Origin of the sequence: Listeria grandensis (assembly GCF_014322885.1) — a bacterium.
Classification (GTDB): Bacteria; Bacillota; Bacilli; order Lactobacillales; family Listeriaceae; genus Listeria_A; species Listeria_A grandensis.
Window position 1 is genome coordinate 303,857 of record NZ_JAASUG010000003.1, and the last position, 23,015, is coordinate 326,871.

A 23,015-nucleotide genomic window follows, 5' to 3' on the forward strand; every position below is an offset into this window, starting at 1 on the left:
CCCCCAGTTATTTCTGGTCAGCCAAATTCTGCACTAGCTCATCGTATTTATGGCTATTCAAGAAATTTTCGACCGAAATATGATAGGCCTTTGGTAGTTTTTCTGTCGCACGAGCCGTCAAATCTTGATGTGTCACGACAATATCCGCATCCGCTGGCAACTGCGAAATCGCGAAATTCACAACCTCAATATCCAGCCCTGCTTTCTTCACCTTGTTACGCAATACCGAGGCGCCCATCGCACTCGATCCCATTCCCGCATCACACGCAAAAATAATTTTTCGCGTCGCAGTTGGGATGCCTTCCGCCGCAAGTTCTGCCTCACTTGTTCCAACGACCGCGCTTGCTACCATGGCCTTCTTACCTTTCATTGTAGCCATTTTTTGCTCCGCTGTCGCGAGTTCTGCATCATCCGTCGCTTTAGAAGTTTTCAGCACCACCGCCGATACGGCAAACGAAACGATTGTCGCGAATAGAATCCCAGCGATAATACCCATATAATCTCCTTGAGGCGTCAATGCAAGTATCGCAAAAATACTTCCTGGAGAAGCGGTTGCAACCAAACCAACATCAAACAAGTTAAACGTAATAATCCCTGTCATCCCACCAGCAATTGCACCTAATAGTAATGCTGGTTTCATTAAAACATAAGGGAAGTAAATCTCATGAATACCACCTAAAAACTGAATGATAATCGCACCAGGAGCTGTTTGTCTGGCTGTTCCTTTACCGAATACCGTATAGGCAAGCAAAATCCCTAACCCTGGTCCTGGGTTTGTCTCAATCAAGAATAATATCGATTTCCCCGTGCTCACAGCCTGATCAATACCTAGTGGTGATAATACACCTTGATTAATCGCATTATTTAAGAATAGTACCTTAGCTGGCTCTACAAAAATACTGACAAGTGGCAAAAGATGATTATCAATTAAGAACTGAACACCTGATGCCATCGCCTGATTCACCGTTTGCAGTGCAGGCCCAATCGTTTTTAAAGATATAATAGCCAACGTACCTGCTAAAATACCTGCCGAGAAATTATTGACTAACATTTCAAATCCAGCTTTTATTTTTCCTTCAATTAATTTATCGAAACGCTTAATCAACCAAGCCGAGAATGGCCCTAAAATCATCGCGCCAAGTAACATTGGCATTGATGTACCTACGATAGCCCCCATTGTCACAGCTGCACCAACGACACCACCACGCGTTTCATATACCAATTTCCCCCCAGTATAAGCAATCAAAAGTGGCAATAAGTATTTAATCATTGGATCTACAAGTTTAGCGAACTCCGCATTTGGAATTCGACCAGTTGGAATAAATAACGCCGTAATAAGTCCCCATGCAATAAACGCCCCAATATTGGGCATAATCATACCACTTAAAAAACTACCAAAATGCTGAACCTTCACACGGAAGCCAGACTTTTCTTGTTGTTGCTCCATTTTTATGTCCTCCTTCATTCTCTCCAAACTCGAAAAGAATGCCCTTTTGTCAATTGTATTTCTGTTACTTCGAAGTAAACGCTATTGCCAGATCCACTAATGAAATTGCGCAATTCCACACCTTAGCTTCACTTGTTGGCCTAGCTCTTATTTATATTGTATGACAGCGGTACCAAGTTAGCAATACAATCAAAATTGGAATTTGTCCTTTAGGCACGGACAATATTGGAACAGATAAAAATAATGGCATAATAAAACTTAAAAACCATTCCAGCAAGTAAAGCTCAGCTGAAATGGCTTGTATGCAATCTAAGACACCCTTTAATATGGACTATCTCAAATGATTTATTTACTATTTGTAAACAAAATCTTGCTATTCACGATAGGAGAGAATTTCCTTCTATTTTCTTTGCTAATATCACTTTTATGACAAAGTAATTCATCCTGCACCACTCGTTTATTTTGAAGGTACCTATTATGGTTTCCTCTATTTAATTCAAATTTACCTTCTGCATCATAGTAATGCAATATTACATGTGTTGTTGTCTCTTCTGCTTTTCTAATAATGCTTTCCCACCACTTCTTATCAGTAGCTCCAAAAGACATTCCAAACACAATAATTATAGAGCTATCCATAATTATTTTTTCAATTTCAGCAATTCGTTCATCGTCGTATTCTTCTATGCTCCTAGGCTTTATCAAAATATCTAATTGTACTTCATTAAACTTTGTTTCATCTAATTGACTCACATCATTAACTCCCAGAAACATCCCCCCAGCAAGCGTCTCATGTATGTGAATATGCTTTCCCATCTCAGCATTGATCTTAATTCCTTGATTCCCTGTGACGGCATTGGATATATCTTTCCCCACGCAACCCCAATCAATTTTCTCTAGACTTTTTGCTAATGTATCCGTATAGTTAAAGTTTATAAAATTATAAGTAATTGGCGTCGTAGCAATCTTACCCCCACCTTGTCCCATACTATAGCCTTTTGGTTGCAAGATTTGCTTTATTTTATTTTGTGCCTTTTCATCTAGCTCAGAATGAAAATCACTAAGTGTTCTTTCAATTGAAGGAATTTCGAATTTACCGATTTCTTTTTCTATGTATCCCTTAAAATCTCCACTAAATTCTTCTAGACATAATAAAAATTCTTCACTGGTTAGCGACCCCTCTACTATTTCATACGTTGCTTGTCCCATCTGAAGTTCGAAATCGGACCATTTCTCCGTATCCTTTTTTATTTGGTCGTATAAAAAATTGCTTTTGCCAAGTCCACTATTATCTATCCAACTATAAAATTGAGAATATGATGTATTTAAACCATGCATTTTATCAAATCCGTTACCTACTAAAAACGTTATTTTCATTCTCTAATCCCCTTGTATAGTTTTGCAACACCACAATACAATATACTTTTTTTTGAGTAAGATGTAAAATCCTGCTTCACACAAATTGAGCGAAAGCGTTTGTATTCAGCGCATTTGGTAGAAGCCGGAAGCGGAGCATACTTGTGTATGTGAGAACCGGAAGTCTGCCAAATGCGCTGAATGCAAGCGCTTGTCGCCAATTTACTTGAAATATACATCTATCCCATTAAGCTTCTTGCGCCACTACCGCTTCCTCAATATGCTCCGGCGGAATAAAACCATTCAAACGTGAAACCTCTTCGCCGCCTTTATACAACACCAACGTCGGTGTTTGGCGGACATTGCGATCGAAAAAGAAATTTTCGCCTACTTCTTCTAATTTTACTTTCAACACTTTCACTTTATCTGCCATCGATGAGTTTTTGAACTCTTGGAATGAGAGATCTAGCATTTTGCAGTTTGGGCAGTTGTCTTTCCAATAATCCACGTATACTAATTCCCCTGCTGCGATATGTTGTTCGAATTCTTCCATTGATTTAATTTCGATACTTGTCATTTTACTACCCCTTCTCTCATGGACAATACTTCCGCAACCCACTTCTTAATAGCTGCGTGGTCCCGTTCATTATTCGGCATTTGCTCAATTTTCAACTTCGGATAATCCGATGCAAAATAGGTGGCCATCCGATCGACCGCTCCGCAAAAGTATGCCATACTCCATTGTGTTTCGCCTGTCCCAAAAATCGCGACGTGTGGCGGTTTCCTTCCCAATTCTGCGATAAAATCCTTCATATCTGGCGGTGTCCTACCTAAATCAGCTGTCCATGCCCCTAACATGAACAAATCGTAGTCCGTCTCAAGCGGATACTGGGCGTCAGGATGCACGCGGAAACTTGTCACATCATGCTTTGCTTGAACAAGTTCCGCCTCCACTTCCTCTGCCACCATCTTCGTATTTCCACTCAAAGAATCATACGCCAAGAGGATTTTCATAGATCGTCAAAACCGTTGTCGACATTTGTTTTTTTGTAACTACTATTGCGCATTTCGAAAAAGTCCGTTTTCGTTTCGGTAAAGTTATCTGCATACGCCTTAATCCATGACATCTTATTCTCGCTGTGACCTGGATAAAGTTCAGGAATTCCAAGCATTCCAAGCATCTTATTGGCGCGATATTTCACGTAATCGACCATTTCCGATACATCGATGCCTTCAATCCCATCCAATACTTCCTCTGACCAAATCGTCTCAAGTTCCACGGCATGGCGGAAAGCTTCATGTGTATATTCCACAAGTTCATCTGTTTGCAATTCCGGATTTTCACCAAGAATAGCGCGAATAACTTCTGAGATAAACTTCGAGTGTGCCAATTCATCACGATTAATAAAACTAATAATTTTCCCGGTTCCCGTCATTTTATTTTGACGAACCAAGTTATAAAAATAAGCAAAACCACTATAAAAATTGATACCTTCCAAAATAGAAGATTGAATCAACGCCTTGACCAGGTTTTCACCTGTTTTGTTATTCATGAAGTTATCATACGATTCCATAATTGGCTCATTACGCTTCACAATCGTTGGATGCGTTCGCGCCAATTCAAAAATACGTTTCTGCTCCTGCAAGTTCGTAATCGAAGCAAGCACATAAGAATAACTCTCATTATGAATTACTTCTTGTTGCCCGATAATCGCGGTATTTGCATGCACTGCGGGGTCTGTAATATATTCGGCGACATTATAAATAAACCGGGTTTGCGGAGAATCAAGCGTCGCAAGCAAACCAATAATCGCATCAAAAGCATACTTCTCTTCTTCTGAAAGTAGCGGATATTGTTTCGCGTCACTCTTCATGTCGACCTCATCAGGAATCCAATAGTTCGTCGATAATTCTTTATACGCGCGGTAAAACGATGGATACGGAATATCATTCCAATTCAAAATCCCGCTCGTGTCACCATTTATAATTGCAGTTGAGCGATTCGGGCTCAACGGTTCCAAAATTTTAATACGGTGCAATTCTTCTTTTTGATCCGTCATATCATAACCTCCTTCAAGATATGTAAAACACGAGCAAAGACGTTCGCTTTGCTCGTTTCGCTATTCAATTTATCAGCTTGAACACCATTCGCACTCTTCTACGTCAATATCATTCGAACGGACATAATACGTTGTTTTCAAGCCTTCGCTCCATGCCAACATATGAAGTTCTAGCAATTTACTTGCCTTGATTCCACTTGGCACATAGAAATTGAAGCTTTGTGATTGATCGACATGGCGTTGACGGCGACCATTTTGGCGGACACTTGCAAATTGGTCCACTTGGTACGCGCCTTTGCCATAGTACGGATATGTTTTAAGGGAAAGATCTGGCGCAATCACGGGACGACGATAGTCTTTCTTCTCTTCATAATAAAACGGACTGAAAATAGGATCGATAGAAGCCGTTGATCCTGCGATTTGCGCTGTACTCATGTTCGGTGCCACAGCTAGCAAGTACGCATTACGAATACCATTTTGGGCCACATCTGTCGCGAGTTCTTTCCACGCATCCGTTTCGTAACCGCGACGCTCGAAGTATTCACCCGTATTCCAATCACTACCTTTAAAGACAGAGTACGCGCCTTTTTCTTTTGCCAAGGCAGCACTTGCTTTGATCGTTAGGAAATTGATTTCTTCGTATAGCTCATCCGCAAAGGTCTCTGCTTCTGCGCTATCCCACGCAATATTTTTCAGGGCTAGCAGATGATGCCATCCAAAAGTGCCAAGACCGATCGAACGGTATTTCTTATTTGTAATCGTTGCTTGCGGTACTGGGAGTTCGTTCAAATCGATCACGTTATCCAGCATCCGAACCTCAATCGCAATCAAGCGTTCCAATGTTTCTGGATCTTCCGCTGTCACAGCACGACCAAGATTGACAGAGGACAAGTTACAAACGACGAAATCGCCTGCTTGCTTCGTAATCACGATTTGGTCACCGCTAATGATTTCTTGAATCATCCGCGTCGGGCTCATATTTTGCATAATTTCGGTACATAGATTACTAGAGTAAACCATTCCCGCATGTTTATTCGGATTCATCCGGTTCACTTCATCGCGGTAGAACATGAATGGGTTCCCTGTTTCTAGTTGACTCACCATGATGCGTTTCATGATATCGATGGCCTTCACGATTTTTCTGCTCACTGTTTCATCCATCACTAACTCTTCATACTTCTCACGGAAAGAACCGTCACCTTTTTGCTCATCGTAGAAATCTTGTAGGTACCAACCCTTCTTCTCTTTAACTTCGTGTGGATCAAATAGGTACCAGTCCCCACGACGCTCGACAGCTTCCATGAATAAGTCTGGCATACAAACAGCCGTGAATACATCATGTGCCCGTAAACGCTGGTCTCCGTTGTTTAAACGAAGGTCTAGGAAAGCTTCGATATCTTTATGGAAAACGTCCAAGTAAACGGCAATCGCGCCTTTACGCTGACCTAATTGATCCACACTAACCGCCGTATTGTTCAGTTGCTTAATCCACGGAACAACGCCACCACTTGCACCGCGTACCCCACGGATAGCCGAACCCGACGAGCGAACATAACCAAGATACGCCCCAACGCCGCCGCCATGCTTACTTACACGCGCCACATCGGTATTACTATCGTAAATGCCTTGCAAACTATCATCCACGGTATCAATGAAACAACTCGACAATTGACCGCCGACTTTACCAGCATTGGCAAGCGTTGGTGTTGCTACTGTCATGTATAAATTGCTTAACGCCCAATAAGATTCCCGAACTAAGTCCATCCGTTTCGCTTTTGGCTCATCCTGCATTAAATAAAGCGCGATGGTTAACCAACGTTCTTGTGGCAACTCATATACATTACGCGCTTGATCTGTTGCCAAGTAACGCGTGGCCAATAAATACAAACCATTATATGTGAAAAGTTTATCCTTCTCTGGGTCAATCATTTCGCCAGCTTGGATTAACTCATCTTTCGAATAATTTTTTAAAATGCTACCAGAATAAATGCCACGTTCGCCAAGGCTTTCTTGCAAGCCAACGTATGAACCATATTTATCATCGTCATTATAAAAGCGGTTTTTACTAGCTTTCTTGTATAGCTTATTCAGATAAAGTCTGGCTGCAAAAAGTTCCCAAGCTGGGAGGTGGATATCCGTGCGCGCTTCTGCTTCACGAATCAAGTAATCCACAAGCTCATCCGCCGCATAATCCTCTTTCTTCTCAATAAATGTAAAAACTTTACGCTTGTAATCTTCCATCTCAAGCGCTGGAAATTCTGCATGAATCGTGTCCAAATATCTGTTTAGTCGTTCCTTATCGAAAGGTAGTTTGCGATTCCCTCCGTCTTTCACTATGTAAGTCGTCATTTGTAGTCCCCATTTCTTCCCAATATTTCAAGTTAAACCTGGTCTCATTCATCCATCGATACTAGCCTCATCCGAACAAAAAAATTAACTTTCGCAAAAGTCAGATCCTTTGTAAAAGTTAAAATAGCATTTCATGTTTTAACGGCTTTCGATACTATATATAGTACCTCGTTTAGAATGTGAATGCAAGATATTGTGTCTGACCTTTTTCTTGATAATCGATACGAAGCGTTTCACTTCAAAGGTTTTCGGATTTTAAATTTATTTTTCATCGAAATTCTTTGTGAAGCAGACCACAAAAAACATAGTTGTCAACCACTACAAGTTGTGATTAAAGCACCTTATCATACCACATTTAGTAGCAGGATTTTTATGGTTTTTTTATTTCACAAACATTAGAAAATCCGTGTTGATAGCAGCACGGATTTTCTAGTTATTACACTTTACGGAAAATGTGCTTTCTTCTCGCATATATAACGATTGAGAAGGCAACAACGGCTTCAGAAAGTGGGATCGAGGCCCAAACACCTTCTGCTCCGAAAAATGGTGGCAACATGATCAGGAACGCGACCATGAATAGCATTTCGCGCGCGACTGTGATCCAAATCGCCATACCAACCCGGCCTGTCGTCTGGAAATACGTCATCATGACGAAGTTGAAGCCCATAAATAGATAACCGGCAAAGAAAATCCGGACGGCCATTGTTGCTAATCCCACAATCTCTGGGCTGAATGTGCCAAACATCGCTACGATATGGCTGGCTCCGAAAAATCCACCAACAAAGAACACGATACCAGTTCCAATTGCTGTAATGATGGCCAGTCGAATCGTTGCCTGCTCTCGGTCTTGTAATTTTGCGCCACGATAGTAGCTGATCAGTGGCTGAATCGCTGAACTCATTCCTAAGAACAGCATTAAAATCACGCTGTGTGTGTAGTTTAATACGGAAAATGCTGCTACACCAGCTGTCCCCGCAACTGCCGCAATCGCGATATTATAGCCCATTGTAAAAACAGACAACCCAAGTTCTGACAAAAAACTCGGCATCCCAATCGAGAATGTTTTCGTAAACGATTTTTTCGTAAAGCGGAACCCGACAAATTTTAGCCGGCATGTTTTTTTGAAGAAGTGTAGCGATAAAACGCCAATTCCCACGACGACAGCAATAATTGTCGCACCCGCAGAACCAGCCACGCCCCAGTTTAAAATAAACAGGAAGCAGTAATTCAAAATCACGTTCACAACTGCCGTCACGATCAACGCGACCATCGCAAGGTTCGGATCGCCGTCATTCCGTACAAAAATACTCAAAATATTTTCAATCGTAAACGCAAATCCGAACATTAGTAAAATCGTCATGTAATCCATTACGTAAGGCAACGTCTCCGGATTCGCCCCGAGCATATTCGCCAGTGGCACCCGAAATACGAACGCAATCGCCGCAAGCGTAATCGTAATTAAAAACACCATTATAATAGAACGAGTAAAGATGCGCTGCGCCTCTGGGATGTTCTTCTCCCCTAGCGCAAAGGAGTACTGTGTAGCCCCACCAATCCCTATCCAAAGCGAAATCGCCGTAAAAATCGAGAATACTGGAACTGCAATATTAATCCCCGCAAGCGCCACCCCGCCAAGTCTATGTCCTACAAAAATCCCGTCCATCACAATGTTCACCGACATCAGCAACATCCCAACTAGGGACGGAATTAAATATCGTAAAAACACCTTTAAAACGGAATCTGTCTCCATTCTAGTATCCATTTCTTTCATGTTTCTCACTTCCTAACCTAACGTTAATTAGTCGACTATACCATTTAATCACATTTAGTAAAAAAAAGCAACCTGACAGGCAACATTGCAAAATTGTAAGATTGGGTACTCTTTTTGTTAGTTAATACGAGGGAATCAAATCCCAATACACGGTATACTGAGTTTATCAAATCAAAGGAGTTACCGACTTATGAAAAAATTACTTATTGCACTTATCGTTCTTATTATCATCATCGGTGGCGGATTGCTCGCCTTGCGTTTTATAAATTTCAATCAAATAGGTGCTGATACCTATTATGTAAAAATTACAACAGACGGAAAAACAACAAGTGGTCGTGCAAGCAATGGTCAAGCCTACACAGATTATAATTACAATCTCCCAGGCTACGATGAAAACGGGAAAGAAAAAGAGATGGCATTTATCGCTCAGAAAAATTTACGCAAAGACGCTTACCTTGAAGTATTCTGGAAAGAAGATAAAGGCGTGACATCCTATAAAGAAGTAAAGCAGACGGATCTTCCTAAAAAAGCTGCGGACAAATTAAAATAGCAATAATGAGAGAGGTTGAGAAAAATGAAAAACAAAAAAGGTTTATTATTAATATTAGCGGGGTTACTCGTAGCGTTATGTGTCGTATTTGAATATGGAATGCCCTCAGATGCTACTGCAAAAGCCTATTTTGTAGATGTGAATCAAAACGGGGAACAAGTGAAGAAAAACCAATTTTCTGGCTATAAATATACATTAAAAGGCTATAAAAAAGATGGTAGTTCCGAAAACATCACATTTTACTCACCTGATAAGTTAGAGAAAAATAAGAAGTTCAAGATTCACGTGTCTAATAATCAATTGGTGGCAAATTATAAACAAGTCAAAAACTTACCCTCTACTATCCAGTATTACGCAGAGCAGTAATCTATAAAATCCGGCTATAAGAACTTTCCCGCCGCCCATAACTATACATAGACTTGCAATGAAAGAGATATCTAATTCTCTAGGGCATTGCAAGTCTATTTTCATTCGTCTTCTAATATACCGCGCAGTCGCTCTCCAACTACCGGCGCATCTGCTTCATCTAATTTCGCAAAAGTCAGGCGAATCGCATTTTCTTGTATGCCAAATAAAAAGGCGGGCATCACGAGTAATTGTTGCTCAAGAAAAATATCAAAATCACGTGTTTTCCAGTCTTTTTGTGGTAGCCTACACCAAAGATGGAACCCCCCTTGCGGCACATCGTACTGTAAGCTTTCTGGTAAATGTTTTATCAGAGCATCGCGCCGTTGCTGCAGTTTCTTTCGCAGCCATCCAATATGCGTTCCAAACGCTGCATCGCTCAGAACATGGTTCGCTAGTACTTGCGGAAAAATACTGAGCCCAAAGTCCATCTCCTGCCTTGCTTCAGCGAGTCTTGTGACAACCGCTGCTGGTCCTATGAGCCAACCAATCCGAGTCGTTGATCCCATCAGTTTTGACAGCGATCCGATATAGAGGACGTTATCTGGATCTAATTTTTTCAGTAATTCCGGTGGCTTTGATTCATCAAAAGTGAGTAAGCTGTAAGGATCATCCTCCACGATGGGGACTTGTATTTTAGAACATAGTGCGACAAATTCCTGCCTACGTTTGGCGCTCATCGTCAAGCTTGTTGGATTTTGAAAAGTTGGATTGACAAACACCATTTTGATGCGATGTTTGCGATATAGTTGCTCTAATTCCGCCAACTTCACGCCTTCATGATCCATTGGAAGTGCATAGATTCGTAAGCCCGCTGACTGGAATAAGGATAAGGCGTAAAAATAAGACGGGGCTTCCATCGCAATGGCATCTCCACTTGTCAAAAGGCATTGCGTGATTAGAAATAAGGCCTGTTGCGCCCCTGACGTGATAAAAATTTGATCTAGATTGGTCGTTATATGATAGTTTTGCGCGACCATTTCTTGTATCGTTGCTCGTAACGGTTTGTAACCTGCGATGTCTTCCGAGCTTTCCTCCGATAAAAAAGTTTGCCAAGACAAGGCTGGCGTCGTGATTTCAGGGAGAAGATCCACTGGGAGTTCTCCAGATGCGACGTCGATAACTGCATCTGGGGCTTTGCTTCGTAATAATTTCATTTTATCGAGATATGGCGTTGCTTGTAAAAATGCGCCTTGTGACACGTAATGGCGCCAGTTTGTTTTGCGTCCGGTGAATACACCCCACTTATCTTCACTGATTCGCGTACCGCTTCCTTGTTTTCTTGTGATAATACCGCGAGTACTCAATTCATCGAGTGCATGGACTAGCGTCGAGCGGTTGACACCAAGAAGTGCTGCGAGATCGCGTTCGGGTGGTAGCTTGTCGCCAGGAAGCAAGTGACCGTCTTGGATGTGTGTTTCTATGAGGGCGATGATTTGTTGGTAGATTGGGTATTCAGTGGTTTTTGGGATTTTCCACATGGGTTGGTGCCTCCTTTTGTTGGGATTTAGAGCCTCAATATGTAATCTACCAGTGGCTCTTAGATGGCAAAACGCGGACTCAGCTCAAAGTAAGTAACAAGTCCCCTTCTTGATAAGTTCATATTCTACACGTTCTCTTCGCTAATTACCTGTTTCGCTGAGCCTTGTTGTCGCGATTTGTGCTTATCCGTCGTTTTTAGGAGTGGTTTGGTGACTCGTTCTTAGGTTCTGTGGTTATTCGTGTGTGGCAATCTTGCTTGTGGGAATGCTTTGGTTGGTTACGTCTCCTAGTTTCGCGATCCAGCTTCACGGGCTAACTCCTCGAAAATTTCGGGCCCTCCATAAAAACCAAGTCCGGGTTTTTACTGCGACCCCTAACAATTTTTTTCGGAGTTAAACGAGCCCGTTCTGCTTTTCACTCGATCCAGCTTCACGGGCTAACTCCTCGAAAATTTCGGGCCCTCCATAAAAATCAAGTCCGGGTTTTTACTGCGGCTCCTAACAATTTTTTTCGGAGTTAAACGAGCCCGTTCTGCTTTTCACTCGATCCAGCTTCAACAGCCAGATCCTCGAAAACTTCATGCCCTCCATAAAAATCAAGAGAGGATTTTTACTGCGGCCCTTCCAGTTTTTTTCGGATCTAACGGGCTGTTTCAGCTTTTCAGTATTGGACCACCTATTACTCCTCCAATTGGCTGTTTCGGAAAATTTGGTTTTAGCTTACCATAGAATGGAACAGGATGCCAAGACACAAGTTTTACATATTAAAGGAGGAATCGTTTAAATGGAAAAGAAAACTGGTAGTGAGTTGGTAAAAAGAGGTATGGCGCAAATGCAAAAAGGTGGCGTCATCATGGATGTTGTCAATGCAGAACAAGCAAAAATCGCGGAGGCCGCGGGTGCGGTCGCGGTTATGGCTTTGGAACGCGTGCCGTCTGATATTCGTGCGGCTGGTGGTGTCGCTCGTATGGCCGATCCACGCATTATCGAGGAAGTCATGAACGCAGTCTCTATCCCCGTTATGGCGAAAGCTCGTATTGGTCACATTTCGGAGGCTCGTGTGCTCGAAGCGATGGGCGTCGATTATATCGATGAAAGTGAAGTTTTAACCCCTGCAGATGATGAATATCACCTTCTAAAAAGCGATTTTACCGTACCATTTGTATGTGGTTGTCGTGATCTTGGTGAGGCGCTCCGTCGTATTGGTGAAGGGGCTTCGATGCTTCGTACGAAAGGTGAGCCAGGAACGGGAAATATCGTGGAAGCGGTTCGTCATATGCGCAAAGTCAACAGCCAGATTCGCAAGGTGAGCGTGATGAGCGATGATGAACTGATGACCGAAGCCAAAATATTAGGCGCTCCTTATGAACTTTTAAAAGAAATTAAAACGCTTGGAAAACTCCCTGTTGTCAATTTTGCGGCTGGTGGGGTGGCGACGCCTGCGGATGCGGCTTTGATGATGGAGCTTGGCGCGGACGGCGTGTTCGTCGGTTCTGGTATTTTCAAATCGGATAATCCTGCCAAATTTGCGAATGCGATCGTGCAAGCAACGACGTACTACACGGATTATGAACTCATTGGCAAACTTTCAAAAGAACTCGGTGCGCCAATGAAGGGAATCGAAATTTCCCATATAAATCCGGAAGATCGCATGCAAGACCGAGGTTGGTAATCATGAAAAAGATTGGTGTTTTAGCCTTACAAGGTGCCGTGTCAGAGCACCTAGATGCCATCGAAAAAGCCGGTGCCATCGGTGTTGCTGTGAAACATCCGGATCAACTGGCGGAACTGGACGGGCTCATCTTGCCTGGTGGAGAGAGCACCACGATGCGCCGTTTAATGAAGAAGTATGATTTATTTGAAACCATCCAAGCTTTCGCCAAATCTGGAAAAGGTGTTTTTGGAACATGTGCGGGTTTGGTTTTGACAGCGCGTGACATCGATGGTAGTGATGACGAAACGCTTGGGTTGATTGATACGGTTGTGATGCGCAATGGTTTCGGCAGACAGAAGGACAGTTTTGAAGCTCCGATTGCGATTCAAGGTTTGGAGGGTGATGCCTTTCCAGCGGTATTTATTCGCGCGCCCTACATCGCGTCTGTCGGTGAGCAAGCCGAATCGCTCGCAAGCATAGACGGTAAATGTGTCGCTGCAAGCCAAGGCAAAATTCTCGTCACGGCGTTCCATCCTGAATTAACGGGTGATACTCGCCTACTGGAACTTTTTATCGCTAAACTATAAGCTTAAAAAACCCCGACTGCGGACAAAAGCAATCGGGGGGTTTTTGTGTGCTTATTCTGCTACAGCTTGTGCCGCAGTAATTAACGTCAAATTGTAAACATCTTTCGTGTTACAACCGCGCGATAAATCATTCACCGGTGCATTCAAACCTTGTAAAATCGGACCAACCGCTTCGAAATTACCAAGGCGTTGTGCAATTTTGTAACCGATGTTTCCTGCTTCTAGACTTGGGAAGATAAACACGTTCGCATCGCCTTTTAAAACGGAACCTGGTGCTTTGCTCGCTGCTACGGAAGGAACAAACGCTGCATCAAATTGGAACTCGCCATCCAACACTAATTCAGGTGCTTTTTCTTTCGCGATAGCCGTTGCTTCTGCTACTTTTTCCGTTTCTTCGGATTTCGCAGACCCTTTTGTGGAGAAACTTAACATCGCAACGCGCGGATCGATGCCGAATACGGATGCTGTTTCTGCGCTCACAATCGCATTTTCCGCTAAGTCTTGTGCAACTGGTGCAATATTAATCGCAACATCGCTGAATACGTATTTCTCATCGCCACGAACCATAATCATCGCACCCGCTACTTTGGAAATGCCTGGTTTGGTTTTAATAATTTGCAACGCCGGGCGAACCGTGTCCGCTGTAGAATGTGCCGCGCCGCTTACAAGCCCGTCCGCTTTACCTGTGTATACTAGCATCGTGCCAAAATAGTTCGGGTCAACAAGAATTTTACGCGCATCTTCTTCCGTCGCTTTTCCTTTACGGCGTTCCACAAATGCCGCTACCAACTCATCAAAAAGTGGATCTGTTGCTGGTTCATGAATCGCAATACCGTCTAAGGAAACCTGCAATTCCTTCGCCGTTTCTTCAATCGCTGTTTTATCCCCTAATAAAATCGGCTGTACAATACCATCTTTCAAAAGTTCTACTGCCGCACCGACAATACGTGCATCTTCGCCTTCAGGTAATACGATTCGTAAATCTTTCCCTGTTACTTGCGCTTTTAACGTTGTAAATAAATCACTCATAGTTTCCTTTTCCTCCAATAAATAATAATATGATACCTCTATTCTACTATTAAAAAACGGATTTTGATAGTATTTCAAACCCGGTATAACAGTTTCAGAAACAAGGTATTTGTATCAATACAGGGTGAACAAGATTTAGATAGTACTTTATTAAACTGTAATGCTAAATTATATCATTTGACTAGTACAGTTTATTTTCCAACTGCCATTAAAGTTTGCAACTCCGCCTCTGTCAGCATCCGATATTCACCAAGTGCTAACGCGGGATCTAATTTCAAAGGCCCCATTTGCAAGCGTTTTAAGTACGTTACTTGTTTATCGACTGCTTCAAACATCCGCTTTACTTGGTGAAATTTACCTTCTTGAATTGTAATCTGCACTTCCGATGTGCCGTCTTCCGCCTGAATCACTTCAAGCACCGCTGCCTTGCACGTATAATTATCGGAAATCGTGACACCCTCTTTAAAAATCGCGATATCATCCTCTGTTACCACCCCATCTACCTTTGCAACATAGATTTTATCCACATGTTTTTTCGGAGATAGTAAGTTATGGGCTAACACACCGTCATTCGAAATCAAGAGCAAGCCTTCTGTATCTTTATCCAACCGCCCGACTGGAAACGGTTTCTTCGCCCGATCACGCGCATCTAATAAATCAATCACCGTCTCATCCCAATTGTCTTCTGTCGCACTGACAACGCCTGGTGGTTTATTCATCATCAAGTATGTAAATTCAGCATATTGTACTGTTTCGCCGTTCACTTCCACACGATCGCTTTCTTCCTTGACTTGATATTTCGCCTCTTTCACGCGCACATCGTTCACCATTACAGCACCAGTTTTTAACAATTGTTTGACTTCTGTCCGGCTGCCAAAACCGCTATTGGCTAGCAATTTATCTAATCTCATCGCTTCATTCGCCCTCCTATATCTTCTCTTTCCCATTCTACCCCTTATTCGTTCTTCTGACAATTTGCTTTTTTAGTTTTTGCCTTCTTGTTAAAATTTGATATACTAAATCGGAAGCTTCATCCGGAGAAACAGTTGAATCCCGCGATCAACGGAAAAACAGTCGATTTGCCAAGGATTTACGATCTGAGTCCGCTCTCTCAAGATGAAATCCTCGTCACGCGTTTTTTGCTAGAAGAAAGTTCAATTCGATCTTAAATCTTGTGGGATGCTTAACAGATCGAGTGAAATTTGCAGTTGCCTGCTCCACTTTTGGAGCATCGCTCGCCAGTTGTAATAAGGCTCAATATGTTAGATATGGCGGAAAATCATGGCATTCGGATTCAGACTCTAGCGAAGGTAAATGCGGTGGATGTGATCTAGAGAAGACTTCTGAGGATGAAAATACTCCTCTAAAATTGTAGAAAAAGAGTCTCGGGATCCGAAAACTTGGACTCTTCTCTATTCGAGCACACAGAAAAGAGTAGCCCAGAAAGAACCAGACTACTCTAATCAGCTACAGCGCTTAACTAATAAGAAAAGCGGTGCGGGTACATAAACCCTATAATTATTTTGATTTTATCATGATGGGTTGTAAATGTCAACAAATCGATCTACTGCAGATAGAAAATTTAATATGTGTGGATGTCTTTTATACAATTGTTTTGAGTCTTGGGACCTCTCTTGAAATTCGATTAAATTTTTATATCTATTTCTTCTCATACCCTCACTACAAACCAATGTATGCAACTCTAGAAGAGCAAAGATTTGAGCAACTTTATAAATTTGAATCTCATCATTAGTAAAGCCTTTTCGCTTAGCATTTGTATATATAGGCTTAGCGATATGATTATTATTATGCCTTAGATTAAAAATAATTGGTCGATTATGGGCACATTCATTTCTTAACATCGCCGCATATTTCATACCATTGTTAATTCTCCTTAGCTTGTCATGTTTCGGCTGTGATTCAAAAAGATACTTAACAAAAGGATATAATTTACTCATAGTCATGATTTCTAATACAACCCATATGGGGGGGTTATCATAGTATTTTTGAAACCCATCCACAAAGCTAAGCTTGTTTCCTTTAAAGTACCTGACACTCCTAAACACTTCATTTTTAAATTCATTCATATTTCTTTGGCGACTAAAAACATGTTGTACAATTTGATATCCATCTTCATCTGATTTATTAGTTACTACTCGCAAAAGATATGTTTTCACAGAGTGCTCGATATCTAGACAATAATTTAGCAAAATATATCTCAATCGCATATCAAGCTTAGAAAGCTCTTGTAAATGCTTAAAATCAATATTATATTTTCCATCAACATCTTTATCAAAATTTTTCCTGAAAGAAGCCATTTTAAAAAAATAGTTGGATTCTGCTAGAAAACGCTTTGCCTCTGACTCAGATGTCTTATCAAAATTAATTCCTAGTTCTTTCATTTTTTCAATTAATTCATTAAAGCTTAAAAGCGGTTTTACTTGATTACCCATACCCATTTCCAACCTCTCTGTACTAGCATTATTTTAGCCTATAACGAGATAATAAGTATCCATATTCTTTGAATTTCTTAGTAACAATATACATCATTAACGTCACTAAAGCAAGAAAAACTTTGCAAAACTTTGCAAATGTGTTTTAATAGATTTAGATAGGACTGGAGGCAAACTAATATGCGTTTTGATGGTAATAACAAAGAAGTCGGCAATAGAATTAAACAAATTAGGCGAAATCTCGGATTGACTATGGAGTCATTTGCACATTTAGTAGATCCTAATGCCAAGAGTGGCACAGTTAGCAATTGGGAGACTGGCAAAAATCTTCCAAATAATAGACGCCTTACCAAGATAGCAAAAATAGGTGGTATTACAATAGATGAACTCTTGTACGGTAGTATCACTGGTTATGTACTTAATAATTTGGATGCTTTTATACCTAATGAATTTCAGTTTCTTCTGCCAGCTATCACTGTAGGTGACTTAAAACAGATAGTTGATGAAATAAACAATAAAAAACTAGCACATTCTGATATTGTAGAAATAGAGGCCATCATTGCAAAAGAGCTTCCCAAGATAGCTAACAATATCGAAAAAATGCTAGATAACGATGTCTCTTCTCTTTTAAAGCATGAAAATGAATTTAATGAGGTTTATACCACATATCTCAATGAAATCGGCCATAATCAATCTAAATATACTAAAGAAAAGGCTTTGACATTACTGAAAAAATATTTTCATATGCCTTTAGAAATGAAAGTAAAGCACCAAGTACTTTTTGAAGATTTAAGATATTATTTAGGCATATTTACAGAAAACGTTTCTTTCATGACCCATCATGAAGCTTCTGTTTTAGACCGTGAAGCTCTACTACTCCTTTTAAAAAACCCTGAAAAAAAATTATCTAATTATAGCGATTCATCTATAAGCTATATCGTTTCAAAAGATGCCGTTTACTCGAATAACCAGTTTTTATTAATAGATAATAACACATTAAAGAAAAATATGATTAGATCTAAAAATACGCAGCTTTTAATTCCTTGGGATAAGAAAAATATGATAACTTTTAATATAAACGCATATGTATTAGTTTTATTTGAAGGAGAATTAACTGTAGGCTTCTGCCTCGATGAAGAATACATAGAAATCCACTCCAACAATGTCCATATTTCTGAATTAGAATTCGCTGCTCCTATACTAACAATGTATTTTTAAAAAATGCTGTGATGAGCCATTAATATACGGCTTATCACAGCATTTTCTATATTGAAATAGACACTACTTGCCCTTGTTCCCCAGCTTCAAAAATCGCTTCAATCAAACGCAGTACGCGGTGCACTTCTTCATTTTTAACGATGGGCTCTGCGTCACCGTTTAGTACCGCTGCAAAATTATCGTAAAAACCTGGCATGTCGGCTTCTACTTTTGTGATGGGGCTTCTCGTGGTTGATTCTTCCGATGGTGGCGCCATTGTTTTGGTAAGGCCTTGTCCGGCTTGGATTGGCTTTGGTTCTACTTTGGCAACAGTGCGGTCGGGTGCCATGATTTCGCCGCTTAAATCCCAATCATGAATCACCGCGGTGCCCTCTGTTCCTTTGACGTACCAGCGGGGAAGCTTCACGTAGTTCGTTGTGCCAACCTCGATTAAGGCTGTTACACCGCTCTCAAACGTGATAAAACTGGTGAAGCCATCATCGACTTCATCACCGAGAATAAAGCTCAAATTCGCTGATACGGACTTGATCGGGCTGTCGGTCATGAATAGTAGCTGATCTAACAAATGCACACCCCAGTCAAGAACCATGCCGCCGCCTTGTGCTTTCAAGTGGCGCCAATCGCCTGGGATACCATTCGCGCCTTGTACGCGAGACTCGATGTGAAACACATTGCCGATTTGTGCTTCTTTTTGTACCATATCACGAACGATGAGGAAATCGCTGTCCCATCGTCTATTTTGATGCACCATGAAAGTCCGATTTACCGCTTTTGCGACGGCCAAAATCGCTTCTAAATCCGCGCTTGTAATCGTGACTGGTTTTTCACAAACCACGTGTTTTCCAGCCTCTAAAGCCTGCATTGCCAAGTCTTTATGGCTATCATTCGGCGTTGCAATCAAGATCGCATCCACCTCTTCATCGGCCAAAACTGCTTCAAAACTCGTGTAGGTTGGTAGCCCTTTTTGCTCGGCGGCAGCTACTCGATCCGGTGCGACATCGTAGACGCCTGTAACCGTAATCCCGCTTGCCGCGCCAACTAGCTCGACATGATAGCTTCCCATTCCGCCAAAGCCAACAATGACTAAGTTTTTCATTCGAATTCCTCCTCTTACTTACGCCCACCACATGTCTAATGGTTCATCTTGAATTAAAATTGTTTGCAAATTCGTTACGGCGCGCTGGAAGCCTTCATCAATCGACATCAGCGGATCTTCGTGCTCGATGCTGACAACATAATCATAGCCGTACGTGCGCAGTGCACTCATCATATCGGACCATTCTTTCACGCTATGTCCACAACCGACTGAGCGGAACGTCCACGCACGTGTTTGTACATCGCCATACGGTTGCATATCGAGCAGGCCGTAGCGGTTGATGTTGTCTTGGTCGAGGTACGTGTCTTTCGCGTGGAAATGGTGAATCGCGCCTTCTTTGCCAAGAATCTTGATGGCGCCGACTGGATCGATGCCTTGCCACCAGAGATGACTTGGATCGAGGTTCGCGCCGATTGCCGGACTCGTTGCTGTGCGTAGTTCTAGGAGCGTGTGTGGCGTATGAACGAGGAATCCGCCGTGCAGTTCGATGCCAATTTTGACGTCGTATTCTTCTGCTAAGCGCCCAATTTCTTTCCAATAAGGAATCAATTTTTCTTCCCATTGCCATTTCTTAATATCGCTGTAAACTGTCGGCCAAGGCGCTACTGGCCAGTTCGGAGCTTTCGCCTTGTCACTGTCACCCGCGGTCCCCGAGAACGTGTTCACGACTGGCACGCCCATCATCGACGCCAAACGAATCGTTTTTCGCAAAATTTCATCAGCAGCGCGTGCTTCTTCTGGATCTGGTGAAATCGGATTATCATGACAACTAAACGCACTAATCATCAAACCACGATCGTCAAACTTCTTCAAGTATGCCAAACGTGCTTCTTCGCTTTCCAGTAGTTCATCGGTCGGACAATGATGGTTTCCAGGATTTCCGCCTGAGCCAATCTCTACTGCGCCAAGCCCCGCTGCTGCTACTTTATCAAGCATTTCGTCCAAACTTAAATTTGCAAATAATGGTGTAAATACGCCTAATTTCATGTTATTTTCCTCCGATCTTTTCTAGTGGTGCTGCGTTACCATATTTCGGGTACACCCAAGAAGTCGGGGCACACCAATTGACGCCGTTTGTGATCACTTTTTGAATGGCTTCGTTATGATAGGTTGGATAGGTTTCGTGGCCCGGCTGGAAGTAGAAAATCTTGCCGTTACCGCGCTTATACGTTGCGCCACTGCGGAATACGTGCCCGCCTTCGAACCAACTAATGAAAATCAATTCCTCTGGAGCTGGAACATCGAAATGCTCGCCGTACATCTCTTCTTTTTCAAGGTCAATATATTCCGGAACGCCATCTGTGATTGGGTGATTCGGGGCCACGACCCAAAGCCGCTCTTTCTCGTCTGCCTCCCGCCATTTCAAATCGCAACTCGTCCCCATCAACTTCATGAAAATTTTCGACATGTGCCCAGAATGCAATACAACTAAGCCCATTCCTTCCAAAATTCGCTTATGGACGCGGTTCACAATTGCCTCATCGACCTGGTCATGCGCAATGTGTCCCCACCAAACAAGCACATCTGTATCCGCCAAAACAGCCTCCGTCAAGCCGTGTTCTGGCTCATCCAGCGTCGCCGTTTTGACATCAAGTCCTGATGTTTTTAAAAAGCTCGCAATTTGACCGTGAATGCCATCTGGATAAATCGCAGCAACGTCTTCGCTCTCTTTTTCGTGGCGAAATTCATTCCAAACCGTTACCTTCGTCATTATTTGCCCACCATCTTTCTTAAGTTCTTCAGACCAATTTCTACACTCACAAGCGGCGCCTTTTCAAATGCTTCTTGCTCAATCACGAACCATTTCACGCCATTTTGTTCTGCCAGTTCTGCAAAACGTCTCACAGCCAATACACCGTTGCCAATTTCCGTACTTTCGATTGGTGCTCGTTTCATATCTTTTAAGTGAATGAGCGGCATCCGGTCCGACCAACGCGCCATATATGGCACCACGTCAACGCCTGCATGATGCACCCAATACGTATCCAACTCGACTTCCAGGCCATGCACACCCGCAAGCAACACGTCTAAAATGTAATCATTGCCCAGCTTTTCAAACTCATGCGCATGGTTATGGTAAACGAAATGAAGCCCAGCTGCGCGAATTTTGTCGGAAATCACACGTAGCGACTTCGCGAATTCAATCCACTCCGCCTCCGTCTCGAACTGCGCCCAAGGACAAATGAGGTAGTCATTTCCGAGCTCCTTTTCAAAAGCAATCACGGCATCCAGCTCATCACGCAACTGCTCATACGGAATATGCGAGCCCGCAATCCCAAGCCCCAGTTCCGCCAATTTCGCCTTCAAATCTGCCGCTGACCTGCCATAATAACCCGCGAATTCCACGCCATCATAGCCCATCTCAGCAAGGTGCTCGAGCGTTCCGAAAAAGTCCTCCTGACACGCGTCTTGCACACTCCACAACTGAATCGCGATCGGCGTCGTCATTGGAAAAATACCGGTTGTCCCGTTTGCGACGACTCATAAATCGCTTCTAAAATTTGCGTCACCACAAGCGCCTGCTCCGGTTTTACAACAGGATCCGTCCCGTTCAGAATACTATCAATCCACTGCTGCGCCTCAAGTTCCGCCGGATCATCGCCCGCACCATCGTAAAAATCAACGCCGCCCGCTTCCAACTGAATTTCCGTCTCATACATTTGGCTATGCGACTCACCATTAATCCGCAAGCCGTTTTCCATATCCGCGCCGCCTTCCGTCCCGCAAAGCGATGTCTTCGCCTCACCAACATCCAGCGTATTTAGCGCCCAGCTCGACTCAAGCACAATCGTCGCCCCATTTTCCATCGTGATGAAACCAAACGCCGAATCCTCCACGGTGAACTTCGATGGATCCCAAGGTCCCCACGCGTTCGCCGCATTCGCACGTTGCGATAACTTATGATACGCGTTTCCAACCACATATTTCGGCTTATAATTGTCCATCATCCAAAGCGTCAAATCAAGCGCATGCGTCCCAATATCGATCAACGGACCACCACCTTGCGCCTCTTCATCCAAGAACACACCCCAAGTCGGAACCGCACGACGACGAATCGCTTTTGCCTTCGCATAATAAATCTCGCCCAACTCGTTATTTTCACAAACCTCATGCAAAAATTGCGAATCTTTCCGGAACCGATTTTGATACCCAATCGTCAACTTCTTCCCAGTTTTCACGCTAGCATCAATCATCGCTTGCGCTTCCGCCGTTGTTTTCGCCATCGGTTTCTCGCACATCACGTGTTTTCCAGCTTCCATCGCCGCAATCGAAATTTCTGCGTGCGAAATATTCGGCGTACAAACATGAATCACATCGATCGTTTTATCTGCCAATAATTCCTTATAACCTGTGTATACGCTTGCATTCGGTGTCCCAAAATCCACTTTTGCTTTCTCTGCACGCTCTACCACGATATCACAAAACGCGACCATTTCTGCTTCCGCTACACTCGCCAAACTCGGCATATGTTTACCATTTGCAATACCGCCACAACCTATAATCCCAATTTTTAAAGTCATCAAAAAACCTCCATTTGTTTTATTATCTCCATGATACAAAA

The 23,015-nt window shown here is 42.6% G+C and carries 21 protein-coding genes; 5 read left to right on the plus strand and 16 right to left on the minus strand.

From position 1 onward, the window contains the following. Positions 1-7 precede the first annotated feature (7 nt). From HCJ54_RS06410 to HCJ54_RS06440, 7 genes are all read right to left on the minus strand, one after another. A complete protein-coding gene (locus HCJ54_RS06410) occupies positions 8-1,447 on the minus strand; it encodes a PTS mannitol transporter subunit IIBC (RefSeq protein ID WP_185411451.1) in 1,440 nt (479 codons plus the stop codon). Between the two features lie 345 nt (positions 1,448-1,792). Then, on the minus strand, positions 1,793-2,821 hold the full coding sequence (locus HCJ54_RS06415) for an AbiH family protein (RefSeq protein WP_187137036.1): 1,029 nt from the start codon (positions 2,819-2,821) through the stop codon (positions 1,793-1,795). Between the two features lie 226 nt (positions 2,822-3,047). Then, positions 3,048-3,377 (minus strand): thioredoxin family protein, encoded by a 330-nt coding sequence (locus HCJ54_RS06420; RefSeq protein ID WP_036065394.1) that lies wholly within the window; start codon positions 3,375-3,377, stop codon positions 3,048-3,050. Next, positions 3,374-3,814, minus strand: coding sequence for a flavodoxin (locus HCJ54_RS06425; RefSeq protein ID WP_036065395.1), 441 nt, complete (start codon positions 3,812-3,814; stop codon positions 3,374-3,376). Before HCJ54_RS06425 ends, HCJ54_RS06420 begins: the two co-directional genes overlap by 4 nt. Then, a complete protein-coding gene (locus tag HCJ54_RS06430; RefSeq protein ID WP_036065397.1) occupies positions 3,811-4,860 on the minus strand; it encodes a ribonucleotide-diphosphate reductase subunit beta in 1,050 nt (349 codons plus the stop codon). The genes HCJ54_RS06425 and HCJ54_RS06430 overlap by 4 nt, the downstream gene beginning before the upstream one ends. A 72-nt stretch (positions 4,861-4,932) precedes the next feature. Further along, entirely contained in the window at positions 4,933-7,209 is a 2,277-nt protein-coding gene (locus HCJ54_RS06435; protein ID WP_187137037.1) for a ribonucleoside-diphosphate reductase subunit alpha, read from the minus strand. Between the two features lie 436 nt (positions 7,210-7,645). Then, positions 7,646-8,980 (minus strand): MATE family efflux transporter, encoded by a 1,335-nt coding sequence (locus HCJ54_RS06440; RefSeq protein WP_187137038.1) that lies wholly within the window; start codon positions 8,978-8,980, stop codon positions 7,646-7,648. 190 nt (positions 8,981-9,170) lie between these two features. Here HCJ54_RS06440 and HCJ54_RS06445 point away from each other — a divergent pair, with 190 nt between their 5' ends. Together HCJ54_RS06445 and HCJ54_RS06450 are read left to right on the plus strand one after the other, a co-directional pair. Beyond that, complete coding sequence (locus HCJ54_RS06445) at positions 9,171-9,530, plus strand: YxeA family protein (RefSeq protein ID WP_036065401.1); 360 nt, start codon at positions 9,171-9,173, stop codon at positions 9,528-9,530. A 24-nt stretch (positions 9,531-9,554) separates the two neighbouring features. Then, positions 9,555-9,896, plus strand: coding sequence for a YxeA family protein (locus tag HCJ54_RS06450; protein ID WP_185411447.1), 342 nt, complete (start codon positions 9,555-9,557; stop codon positions 9,894-9,896). Between the two features lie 101 nt (positions 9,897-9,997). Here the strand turns inward: HCJ54_RS06450 and HCJ54_RS06455 are convergent, their stop codons facing one another. Beyond that, complete coding sequence (locus tag HCJ54_RS06455; protein WP_187137039.1) at positions 9,998-11,416, minus strand: aminotransferase-like domain-containing protein; 1,419 nt, start codon at positions 11,414-11,416, stop codon at positions 9,998-10,000. Positions 11,417-12,200: 784 nt separating this feature from the next. On the opposite strand from HCJ54_RS06455, the gene pdxS reads away from it, so the two are divergent. Together pdxS and pdxT are read left to right on the plus strand one after the other, a co-directional pair. After that, on the plus strand, positions 12,201-13,088 hold the full coding sequence (pdxS, locus tag HCJ54_RS06460; protein ID WP_185411443.1) for a pyridoxal 5'-phosphate synthase lyase subunit PdxS: 888 nt from the start codon (positions 12,201-12,203) through the stop codon (positions 13,086-13,088). A 2-nt stretch (positions 13,089-13,090) separates the two neighbouring features. After that, positions 13,091-13,657 carry a pyridoxal 5'-phosphate synthase glutaminase subunit PdxT gene (pdxT, locus tag HCJ54_RS06465; RefSeq protein ID WP_036065407.1) on the plus strand — a complete coding sequence of 189 codons (567 nt, stop codon included), beginning with the start codon at positions 13,091-13,093 and terminating at the stop codon, positions 13,655-13,657. A 51-nt stretch (positions 13,658-13,708) separates the two neighbouring features. On the opposite strand, the gene pta is transcribed toward pdxT, so the two are convergent. The 3 genes from pta to HCJ54_RS06485 all read right to left on the minus strand — a co-directional run bounded on the left by pta (position 13,709) and on the right by HCJ54_RS06485 (position 17,145). Further along, a complete protein-coding gene (gene pta / locus HCJ54_RS06470) occupies positions 13,709-14,686 on the minus strand; it encodes a phosphate acetyltransferase (protein WP_187137040.1) in 978 nt (325 codons plus the stop codon). A 191-nt stretch (positions 14,687-14,877) separates the two neighbouring features. Beyond that, positions 14,878-15,597, minus strand: coding sequence for a pseudouridine synthase (locus tag HCJ54_RS06475; RefSeq protein WP_187137041.1), 720 nt, complete (start codon positions 15,595-15,597; stop codon positions 14,878-14,880). A 621-nt stretch (positions 15,598-16,218) separates the two neighbouring features. Next, a complete protein-coding gene (locus tag HCJ54_RS06485; RefSeq protein WP_187137043.1) occupies positions 16,219-17,145 on the minus strand; it encodes an Abi family protein in 927 nt (308 codons plus the stop codon). A 174-nt stretch (positions 17,146-17,319) separates the two neighbouring features. On the opposite strand from HCJ54_RS06485, the gene HCJ54_RS06490 reads away from it, so the two are divergent. Next, positions 17,320-18,357 carry a helix-turn-helix domain-containing protein gene (locus tag HCJ54_RS06490; protein ID WP_187137044.1) on the plus strand — a complete coding sequence of 346 codons (1,038 nt, stop codon included), beginning with the start codon at positions 17,320-17,322 and terminating at the stop codon, positions 18,355-18,357. A gap of 46 nt (positions 18,358-18,403) precedes the next feature. On the opposite strand, the gene HCJ54_RS06495 is transcribed toward HCJ54_RS06490, so the two are convergent. From HCJ54_RS06495 to HCJ54_RS06515, 5 genes are read right to left on the minus strand one after another with little or no spacing between them, the layout of a single operon-like run. Next, entirely contained in the window at positions 18,404-19,453 is a 1,050-nt protein-coding gene (locus HCJ54_RS06495; RefSeq protein ID WP_222712971.1) for a Gfo/Idh/MocA family protein, read from the minus strand. An 18-nt stretch (positions 19,454-19,471) separates the two neighbouring features. Next, positions 19,472-20,440, minus strand: coding sequence for a sugar phosphate isomerase/epimerase family protein (locus tag HCJ54_RS06500; RefSeq protein ID WP_187137045.1), 969 nt, complete (start codon positions 20,438-20,440; stop codon positions 19,472-19,474). A 1-nt stretch (position 20,441) separates the two neighbouring features. Then, complete coding sequence (locus HCJ54_RS06505; protein ID WP_187137046.1) at positions 20,442-21,164, minus strand: ThuA domain-containing protein; 723 nt, start codon at positions 21,162-21,164, stop codon at positions 20,442-20,444. After that, the gene (locus tag HCJ54_RS06510; RefSeq protein WP_187137047.1) at positions 21,164-21,901 is read right to left on the minus strand and encodes a sugar phosphate isomerase/epimerase family protein; all 738 of its coding nucleotides are present in this window, start codon (positions 21,899-21,901) and stop codon (positions 21,164-21,166) included. Before HCJ54_RS06510 ends, HCJ54_RS06505 begins: the two co-directional genes overlap by 1 nt. Next, a complete protein-coding gene (locus tag HCJ54_RS06515; protein ID WP_187137048.1) occupies positions 21,898-22,974 on the minus strand; it encodes a Gfo/Idh/MocA family protein in 1,077 nt (358 codons plus the stop codon). The genes HCJ54_RS06510 and HCJ54_RS06515 overlap by 4 nt, the downstream gene beginning before the upstream one ends. Positions 22,975-23,015 lie beyond the last annotated feature (41 nt).

Coding starts and splice junctions, on each gene's coding strand:
- HCJ54_RS06515 (WP_187137048.1), bottom strand. CDS start 22,974: ATGACTTTAAAAATTGGGATTATAGGTTGTGGCGGTATTGCAAATGGT.
- HCJ54_RS06490 (WP_187137044.1), top strand. CDS start 17,320: ATGCGTTTTGATGGTAATAACAAAGAAGTCGGCAATAGAATTAAACAA.
- HCJ54_RS06495 (WP_222712971.1), bottom strand. CDS start 19,453: ATGAAAAACTTAGTCATTGTTGGCTTTGGCGGAATGGGAAGCTATCAT.
- pta (WP_187137040.1), bottom strand. CDS start 14,686: ATGAGTGATTTATTTACAACGTTAAAAGCGCAAGTAACAGGGAAAGAT.
- HCJ54_RS06430 (WP_036065397.1), bottom strand. CDS start 4,860: ATGACGGATCAAAAAGAAGAATTGCACCGTATTAAAATTTTGGAACCG.
- HCJ54_RS06455 (WP_187137039.1), bottom strand. CDS start 11,416: ATGTGGAAAATCCCAAAAACCACTGAATACCCAATCTACCAACAAATC.
- HCJ54_RS06420 (WP_036065394.1), bottom strand. CDS start 3,377: ATGACAAGTATCGAAATTAAATCAATGGAAGAATTCGAACAACATATC.
- HCJ54_RS06510 (WP_187137047.1), bottom strand. CDS start 21,901: ATGACGACGCCGATCGCGATTCAGTTGTGGAGTGTGCAAGACGCGTGT.
- HCJ54_RS06505 (WP_187137046.1), bottom strand. CDS start 21,164: ATGACGAAGGTAACGGTTTGGAATGAATTTCGCCACGAAAAAGAGAGC.
- HCJ54_RS06475 (WP_187137041.1), bottom strand. CDS start 15,597: ATGAGATTAGATAAATTGCTAGCCAATAGCGGTTTTGGCAGCCGGACA.
- HCJ54_RS06440 (WP_187137038.1), bottom strand. CDS start 8,980: ATGAAAGAAATGGATACTAGAATGGAGACAGATTCCGTTTTAAAGGTG.
- HCJ54_RS06425 (WP_036065395.1), bottom strand. CDS start 3,814: ATGAAAATCCTCTTGGCGTATGATTCTTTGAGTGGAAATACGAAGATG.
- HCJ54_RS06500 (WP_187137045.1), bottom strand. CDS start 20,440: ATGAAATTAGGCGTATTTACACCATTATTTGCAAATTTAAGTTTGGAC.
- HCJ54_RS06450 (WP_185411447.1), top strand. CDS start 9,555: ATGAAAAACAAAAAAGGTTTATTATTAATATTAGCGGGGTTACTCGTA.
- HCJ54_RS06415 (WP_187137036.1), bottom strand. CDS start 2,821: ATGAAAATAACGTTTTTAGTAGGTAACGGATTTGATAAAATGCATGGT.
- HCJ54_RS06435 (WP_187137037.1), bottom strand. CDS start 7,209: ATGACGACTTACATAGTGAAAGACGGAGGGAATCGCAAACTACCTTTC.
- HCJ54_RS06445 (WP_036065401.1), top strand. CDS start 9,171: ATGAAAAAATTACTTATTGCACTTATCGTTCTTATTATCATCATCGGT.
- HCJ54_RS06410 (WP_185411451.1), bottom strand. CDS start 1,447: ATGGAGCAACAACAAGAAAAGTCTGGCTTCCGTGTGAAGGTTCAGCAT.
- pdxS (WP_185411443.1), top strand. CDS start 12,201: ATGGAAAAGAAAACTGGTAGTGAGTTGGTAAAAAGAGGTATGGCGCAA.
- pdxT (WP_036065407.1), top strand. CDS start 13,091: ATGAAAAAGATTGGTGTTTTAGCCTTACAAGGTGCCGTGTCAGAGCAC.
- HCJ54_RS06485 (WP_187137043.1), bottom strand. CDS start 17,145: ATGGGTATGGGTAATCAAGTAAAACCGCTTTTAAGCTTTAATGAATTA.